5 protein-coding genes and 3 pseudogenes are annotated in these 7,790 nt (G+C 65.5%); 6 read left to right on the top strand and 2 right to left on the bottom strand.

Features of this window, described 5'->3' with window-relative positions:
- Window positions 1–160 precede the first annotated feature (160 nt).
- The 4 genes and pseudogenes from MJ783_RS08180 to MJ783_RS08170 form a co-directional block, all read left to right on the top strand.
- Window positions 161–508, top strand: a pseudogene (locus MJ783_RS08180) (hypothetical protein); the annotation flags it as partial.
- Window positions 509–924: 416 nt separating this feature from the next.
- Window positions 925–1,179: pseudogene (locus MJ783_RS23605) on the top strand (hypothetical protein); the annotation flags it as partial.
- Window positions 1,180–1,513: 334 nt separating this feature from the next.
- Window positions 1,514–2,191: a toll/interleukin-1 receptor domain-containing protein gene (locus MJ783_RS08175; protein WP_239309715.1), complete on the top strand. Its 678-nt coding sequence runs from the start codon at window positions 1,514–1,516 to the stop codon at window positions 2,189–2,191.
- Window positions 2,188–5,952 carry a WD40 repeat domain-containing protein gene (locus MJ783_RS08170; RefSeq protein ID WP_239309713.1) on the top strand — a complete coding sequence of 1,255 codons (3,765 nt, stop codon included), beginning with the start codon at window positions 2,188–2,190 and terminating at the stop codon, window positions 5,950–5,952. Before MJ783_RS08175 ends, MJ783_RS08170 begins: the two co-directional genes overlap by 4 nt.
- Before the next feature lie 565 nt (window positions 5,953–6,517).
- Here the strand turns inward: MJ783_RS08170 and MJ783_RS08165 are convergent.
- Together MJ783_RS08165 and MJ783_RS08160 are read right to left on the bottom strand one after the other, a co-directional pair.
- A pseudogene (locus MJ783_RS08165) lies at window positions 6,518–6,763 on the bottom strand (DUF86 domain-containing protein); the annotation flags it as partial.
- Between the two features lie 92 nt (window positions 6,764–6,855).
- Window positions 6,856–7,167 (bottom strand): nucleotidyltransferase family protein, encoded by a 312-nt coding sequence (locus tag MJ783_RS08160; protein ID WP_239309709.1) that lies wholly within the window; start codon window positions 7,165–7,167, stop codon window positions 6,856–6,858.
- Here MJ783_RS08160 and MJ783_RS23600 point away from each other — a divergent pair.
- Together MJ783_RS23600 and MJ783_RS08150 are read left to right on the top strand one after the other, a co-directional pair.
- Window positions 7,139–7,393: a DUF6444 domain-containing protein gene (locus MJ783_RS23600; RefSeq protein ID WP_370651548.1), complete on the top strand. Its 255-nt coding sequence runs from the start codon at window positions 7,139–7,141 to the stop codon at window positions 7,391–7,393. The two genes, MJ783_RS08160 and MJ783_RS23600, sit on opposite strands and share 29 nt — an antisense overlap.
- 15 nt (window positions 7,394–7,408) lie before the next feature.
- The coding region (locus tag MJ783_RS08150; RefSeq protein ID WP_239309705.1) for a transposase at window positions 7,409–7,790 on the top strand (382 nt) is incomplete at its 3' end.

Here is a 7,790-nt window from a genome sequence, read left to right as displayed (position 1 = left end):
TGGTGGACCTAGCGCACCACAATAAGAACCGTTCGATCATGGTTCAGGGTCCCGAGATCACCGTTCGACCGGTCGCGACACGACTCCTGACCAGGGGCGATGCCGAGTGACCGCCCAGCCTCCAACATCACGGACAGAATCGAACGCGCGTTCCGCACATCTGGCGGGTCCGGACGCTCCGGTCCGTCTGGTGACCGCGATTGTGGGGATCGTCGTCGGGTTGACGTTCCTGTTCGCGTTCGGGAACGTGGCGACGCTCGGTATCCGTCTGGGGGTGCCGACGTACGTCGCGTTCCTTGTGGCACCGGCGGTCGACCTCTCGGTCGTCGCACTTCTGGTTGGCACGCGGCACCTCGTCCTGCACGGCGGGCCGGTGGAGGTGCTTCGTTCGGCGCGGCAGCTGCTCATCTTCTCCAGCACGGTAACGCTCACGCTGAACATCGCCGAACCCCTCATCGCCGGCCACTACGGCAAAGCCGCCTTCGACGCCGTCGGCCCGCTCCTCCTTATCGGATTTCTGTCCGCAGTCTGCGTGTCTCGTTTGATTCGGCGGGTAGTGTCGCGTGTCGCGATCCCGGCTTTCAAACCTGCACCGAAGAAGAAGATGCCATGCGCGCCCGGCGACCGTGCGGACATGGCACGCACACCGACAGAAGAACAACGAGACGATCGGCGGCGGGTAACGAGACAACGAGGCGCTGTCACAAAGCAGAGAGAATCGGATGGGCCGAGGTCGGGCCGAGCCTGCTCCAAGCCATGCAGACCACCACCGCGAGCCCGATCGCGCTCGCCGGACAGGCAGCGGACGACACGACCGAGTCAATCGTGGCCGACCGACCGGCAGTGCCGCAAGATCGTGGCCCGGCTGCGGCAGGAGCGCCATCCGTGGGACAGGTGCCAGTAGCTCGCCGAGACAGACCGGGCGCACGGGAGCAGGACTTGCTCCACCGCGCACGCGCCGAGGACGTTCTCCACTGGCAGCTCCACCACCGCCCCATCTCCGCCGAGACCCTCCGCAAACGCCTCCACATCGGCGCAGGCGCGGCACGCAGCCTCGTCACGCAGCTACGCACCGACACCAAAGCCACGCTCGACACCTTGGCAGAGCCGGCCGCCCAACGGAGCAGCCTGACACCGTCGAGCACGCAGGGCGGACCGCGCGGAGGCAGCGCGAGCTAGGTCCGACTCGGTCGCCGCTCCGGCGGTTCACCCCCACCCGCGTGGCGCGCACTTCTGGATCCGGCCTGCGCGCCAGATCTCGTGGTTCACCCCCACGTCCGTGAGGAGCCGGCAGGCCGGTTGTGTCGACCAGCGTCAGCGACGGTTCACCCCATCCGCATGGGATCACGCGACGGCTGGTCGGCCACCGCGCCGGGCGTCGTTGCTTGTCAGCGTCCCGCCGGTCCTCTTTCATCGCTGCTGGGGCGGTCTGTTGTGGTGTCACACTGTTCGCGTGACAGGCGGGGGCGGCGTCGACGCGACTACGGACGGTGGGGGTGGCTGGGACTTTTTCGTGTCGTACACGGAGGCCGACCGAGAGTGGGCGGAGTGGATCGCCTGGCAGCTCGAGGAGGCCGGCGGTTTCCGGGTGCTTGTCCAAGCGTGGGACCTGGTACCGGGGACGAACTTTGTCGTCGGGATGCAGAACGGGGTGACGCGCGCGGCGCGGACGGTGGCGGTGCTGTCCGAGGCCTATGGCCGCTCGCAGTTCGGGACGGCAGAATGGCAAGCGGCATGGGCTGCGGACCCTGCCGGGATCGCGCGGCGGCTGCTGGTGGTCCGGGTTGAGGACTGTCCCCGGCCGGGGATCCTTGGCCAGGTTGTCTCGTTCGATGTGTTCGACCGTTCTCCGCAGCAAGCACGGGAGGACTTGGTGGCCTGGGCCCGGCTCGCGGTGTCCGGCGGGCGAGCCAAGCCTACGGTCGAGCCGATCTTCCCAGGCAGCACGGGAGCGACAGCCGGACCGACATTTCCCGCCGCGCCACTGCCTTATCCGCCGTCGGCGGGGGCGTCGGCGGCGGGTGGGATCCGTGTTGGGGACGTGTCAGCGCCGGGCGGCGGGATCGCGGTTGGGGTGAACTTCGGACAGATCGTCCAGCGCCGGGCCGGTCGGCAGCCGCCGGCCGACGCGACGCGGGAGGATGCGAAGCCGGACCAAGGGGACACACAGCAGAACGGGGGCGTTTCGTGACCCGCGACCGGGAGATGCCGGTCAGGGTCGGGGATGTGGCCGCGCAGCGGGGTGGGCAGGCGGTCGGAGTCAACTACGGACAGGTCCTCCATCAATGGTTCGCCGGTTCGTTTCGGTTGCTGCGTCAGGCGACGATCCCTCTTGACCCTTTGCCGGGCGACCTGCGATTAGTCGACCCCGCTCAGCCGGACAACCCGGTCAGCCGGTTCCGCGGTCGCAAGGATCTGATCGCCCGAATCGACGAATTTATTTCGCGATGTGTGCAGCTGCGCCGTGGCGGCTACCTGCTCGTTGAGGCCGAGGCCGGCATGGGCAAGTCTGCCCTGGCCACCTACCTCGCATTCACACGGGCATGGCCAGCACACTTCACGCGGCTCGCGGAGGGCCGTAGTCCACAGATCGCTAGGCGTAACCTTGCCGCGCAGCTAATTGCCCAGTGGAAGCTTGATGATGCAGCTCCCGGCGGCGTTCTCCCTGACGCTGCCGATACGACTACCTGGCTGTACGGCCGCCTCTGTGAGGCGGCAGCGAGCCGAGATCGTCATCAACCCGGCACACCAGTCGTGCTTCTCGTAGACGGCTTGGATGAAGCTCCGCCTGCACTGGGAGGAGAGCTCCCGCTGGGCCTCCCGCCCAGTCTTCCACCAGGAACGGTCATCGTCGCGACCACTCGACCGAAAACGGTGGCCATCCCCGCAGGCTCCAGAGTGGTCGAACGAATCGACGTCGAGAGCGCCGCCAACCGCGAGGACCTACTTGACTACCTGACTTTGATCACTGGCACCGACCCGCAGCTCGCGGACGCGATGCGTGCATCCGACCTAACCGCCAGCCGATTCTGTCAAACGCTGCTGAACCGCTCCGGCGGCGTATGGATCTACGCTCTGACGGTACTCGATCAGATACGAGACGGGCGACGCCAGCCCACCGAAGTCGACCAACTGCCGGTTGGACTCGCCGGCTACTACGCCGATAACTTGGCTCGCTGGCGCGCCGAGCTGGGCGAGAGCGGTTGGCGGATGCACGGGCTGCCAGTTCTTACCACATTGACCGCAATCCGCGAACCGCAACCGGCCGCGGCGATCGCAGAGTGGGCTAGAGTACCTGAGGACGAGGTTCGCAAACTCTTGCGCGGGATTTTCCGGCCGTTTCTCGCGCTGCGAGCCGGCGGCGATCCTGATCGGTACTTGCCACGTCACCAGAGCCTTCGAGACTTCTGTGCAGGAACGTCGCTGCAAGACATGGACGACGAGGATCTTCGCCATCTCGCTTTCGAGCTTGCCGCCGCAAACAAATCGGCGCACCAGCGCATCACGGCCGCCTTGATCCCGGCCGGAGCCCGTGACGAGCGAATCTGGCAGGAGACCAGCAACTACGCCGTGGCATATCTGCCTGAACATGCCGCTCTTGCCGGCGTCCTCGATGATTTGGTCAATGACCCCGGATTTCTGCTAGCCTGCCATCCCGGAAATATCTTGCGCCACCGGCGGAGGCTGCAAACAGCGGAAGGCGTCGCTGCTGTCAACGCCTACGAACAGGCCATCGATGAATGGCCGGCTCACCCTAGCGATGAGCAATTGTGGTGGCTGCATATCTGGGCGCGTAAGGTCCGTGCCCACGCCCTCGCTGCATCCTGCACGCGACAGGTAAGTCGCCCGTGGGTCGTAACAACGGCCATGTGGACGGGTATACCTCATCGCATATTGACCGGCCACACTGGAGTAGTGCGGGCGTTGGCTCCCGTGCCGCTTTCAGATGGGCGCACCCTGATTTCTTCCGCTGACGACGAAGGGGTGGTGTGGGTATGGGATCCGATCAGCGGGCAGCAGGTTAAGGCCCCGCTAACCGGCCACACCGCTACGATTCGAGCATTGATCGCGGTACCTCTTTCCGATGGGCGGACGTTTCTCGCCTCCGGGAGTGCTGATGGCACGGTGCGGATCTGGGATCCAGTCAGCGGCCAACTCGCTTGTGCTCCGCTGGACGGTCATGTCGACGTCGCGCGAGTACTGGCCGTACTACACCTTCCCGACGGTCGGACCCTGCTTGCATCAGGGGACGCCGAAGGTACGGTGAGGCTGTGGGACCCCATTCACGGGATGCCCGCGATACGTAGACTAAAAGGTCATCGCAGTGCGATCCGCGCATTGATCTCCATCTCACTTCCTGACGGGCGGATCGTGCTTGCTTCGGCGGGCGACGACAAAACGATACGGCTATGGGATCCTGTTAGTGGACGACCTTTCGCCGAGCCTCTCGCCGGCCACGATCACTGGGTGCTGACACTCGCCGCGGTACCTCTGACCGATGGACGAACTCTTCTAGCCTCCGGAGACGATCAGGGCATCGTCCAGCTATGGGATCCGGTCCGGTCTCGATTGGCGACCGGTCCCCTCATCGCGGAGACCGATCACCTCATCGGCCTCGGCGAAAGCATATGGGCATTGACGGTAGTACCCGGGCCCGACGGGCGGGCCTTACTTGCTTCTGCGGGAGAGGGGCCAGACGTCTATCTCTGGGATCCCACAGACGGACGGCTTGTCGCCACTCTCGAAGGTCACACCGACGCAGTTGGATCGTTGGCTGTGGTGTCTCTGCCCGACGGGCGGAACCTCCTCGCGTCTGCGAGTGACGACGAGACGGTGCGACTGTGGGATCCGGTGAACGGCCAGTCCGCGACCGATCCTCTCATTGGTCACGTCGACCCCGTCGGAGTTCTTACCGCAGTACCTTTGCCTGATGGGCGGACCCTGCTTGCCTCGGCAGGCAACGACCGGACAGTTCGACTCTGGGATCCCGCACAGGCACAAGTCGCTGACCCCCTAACTGGTCACGCTGGAGCAGTCCTGGCACTGGTTACGGTGCCGCTTCCTGACGCCCGAATCTTGCTTGCATCAGCTAGCGCCGATGGGTCTGTGCGTTTGTGGGATCCAATCAGCGGACAGGCAATAAACGAGCCACTCACCGGACATGCCGGCGCGGTGACGTCATTGGCCGCAATACCATTTTCCGACGGTCGAACCCTCCTTGCCTCCGGGGGCCAAGACAAGATGATACGGTTGTGGGATCCGTCCACCGGTTGCGTCATTAGGATACTCGCCGGCCACACCGACTGGGTACAGGCGTTGGCCGTAATACCGCTTCCCGGCGGCCGAACGGTGCTTGCATCCGCTGGCGACGATGAGACGGTGCGGCTGTGGGACCCGCTGACCGGCGAGCCCGCCACCCGCCCTCTTTTGGGCCATACGAACTGGGTGCGAGCACTCGCTGCCGTGCCGATTCCCGATGGGCGGGTTCTGCTCGCATCAGGTGGTGTCGACCGAACAGTGCGGCTATGGGATCCGTCGACCGGAAAGTTGGCCGCCGGTCCGCTCAGTGGCTATACCGACTGGGTGCGTGCATTGGCCGCCGTGCCCTTGCCTAACGGCCGAACGTTGCTGGTGTCCGGCAGCGACGACAGAGCAGCACGGCTGCGTGATCCGGATTACGGCCATATCGGCCCAGTCCGAACCGTTGCTGCCGTACCGCAACACAATGGGCGTATGTTGCTCGCGTCCGGCGGTGACGACGGCGTCGTGAGGTTGTGGGACGCCCTCACCGGTCAGCCCACCGCCACCCCTCTCATCGGCCACACGGGTCCAGTTCGGACTGTGACTCCAGTGCCCCGCCCGGACGGAGACACATTTCTTGCGTCGGCGGGAGACGACAGGACCGTCCTGATCTGGGGTCGGCCAGGCAGGTATGGCACCGGACTAGGCTAAATCGACTTCCTCAATGAGTATGGCGGCGATGTCGCGCGGCGCATGGTCGCCGACTTGGACGCCTTCTTCGGCTCCGGATGGCTGACGCGAGCCCTAGGCGCGGCGGCGCCACTCGCTCTTAGAGAGCATCTCGTCCAGATAGGCGAAGTTTGTCGGGTCCTGTACACGGCAATTGTCGGGACTCAGGAACGGCGAGGTGGGGTATCGACTCACCTGCGCCATCGTCTGCACCGCCTGAGGCGGCTCTGACGCGGGACGGTTCCGACCCTGCCTCGCCTTGCCACCGCCAGAAATCCGACTGAACCATCGCAAAATGAACGAGATGCTCTCTGAGATCACTGTCCGCCCGGTCGCCACGCGATTCTGACCAGGGACGATGCCCCGCGACCACACCAGACGCGGCATCACCTCCCGAGTCGAACGCACGTTCCATACACCTGGCGGTTCCGGGCGCCCAGCCATCCATCGACGTCACACCTCCAGACCGGCCGCGGCGTGGCGAGGTCTCCACCGCCGGCCTGTAGCCGCCCGTGGTCGGACGTGGAAAGTGAAGAAGAAAGCGCGGTCAGCGCGGTCGGTCGAGTTGGGTGGCGACGAGCGGGAACTCCGCCTTGAGGAGCGTCAGTAGTTGCTGCTGGATTTCCCGCAGAGCGGTCGTGGCGATTCCCCAGACAATTGACCAGTCGACCTCGAAGTATGCGTGGATGGCGATGTTGCGGAAACCTGCGACGGACCGCCACGGCAGGTCGGGCCAGCGCCCGCGGATCTCGGGAGAGACTCGTCCGGCCGCCTCACCGATCACCAGGAGCTTCTGGAGGACAGCACTCTAGATCAGATCACTCTCCAGGAACGCGGTCTCGTCGACATCCTGGACGAACGCCCTCGCGGCGACCACGGCTTCGATCATGTCGACGAGGTAGAGCTCATCACGCCGCATAGGACCCGTGCCTCCGCGAGCACTCGGTCACGGATGACCCACTTCAACCGGGACTTGGGCACCAGGTCGACGCGACGGCCGACGATCTTCTCTAGATCATCTCGAAGGTCGACGATCTCGAAGCCAAGAGTCGAGTCGGGTGCCAGCACATACAGCAGGTCGACGTCCGATCCGTCGGTGTCGTCGCCGCGAGCCACCGAACCGAAGACGGACAGCTCAGCTACGCCGTAGCGCCGGCACACCTCGGCGATCCGGCTGTCACGAAGATCGACGGTCACAGAGCTATTATCCGCCTCGGACAATCACAACGGCACAGCTCGGGTTGCTGACCTGGAGCGGAAGGCGTCGCGGAACTCGCGGAACTCCTCGTTGTCGCCGTCCACGGACGACGCGATCCCGGGGTGGAAGCCGCCGGAGCCGCCGGCGGGTGGGACGGCCGGGGCTATGATCTTCACCAGGTCGTGTGCGGGTGTGGGCGTCGCCACGTGGCTGCCCGGCCCATAGGACACCGGCGCGCCGGTGTCCTATGGGCCGGAGCTGCGCGCGCTCGCGCTGTACTTCCTGGTCCGCCAGCATCTGCCGGTCGAGCGGACCCGGGAGGCGATCGCCGAGCTGTGCGGGGTGGAGGTGTCGACGGGCTGGCTGCACGCGCTGCTGGCCCTGGGCGCGGACGCGGTCGCCGAGTCGGTCGACGCGATCGAGCAGCGGATCGCGTCCGAGAAGGTCGTCGGGTTCGACGAGACGCCGCTGAAGGTCGGCCCGAAGGGCGAGAAGCGCTCCGTGCTCTCCGCGTCGACGCTGCTGTTCACCCTGTTCATGCTGGGACGCCGCGACAAGGCCAGCTTCCGGCTGTTCCTGCTCGGCCGGATGCTCGGGGTCGTCGTCCACGACCGTTACGCCC

The organism is Protofrankia sp. Cj3 (assembly GCF_917627355.1).
In the GTDB taxonomy this organism is placed as follows: Bacteria; Actinomycetota; Actinomycetes; order Frankiales; family Frankiaceae; genus Protofrankia.
The sequence above is the reverse complement of the archived record's forward strand: the minus strand, read 5'-3'. Positions and strand labels throughout refer to the sequence as shown.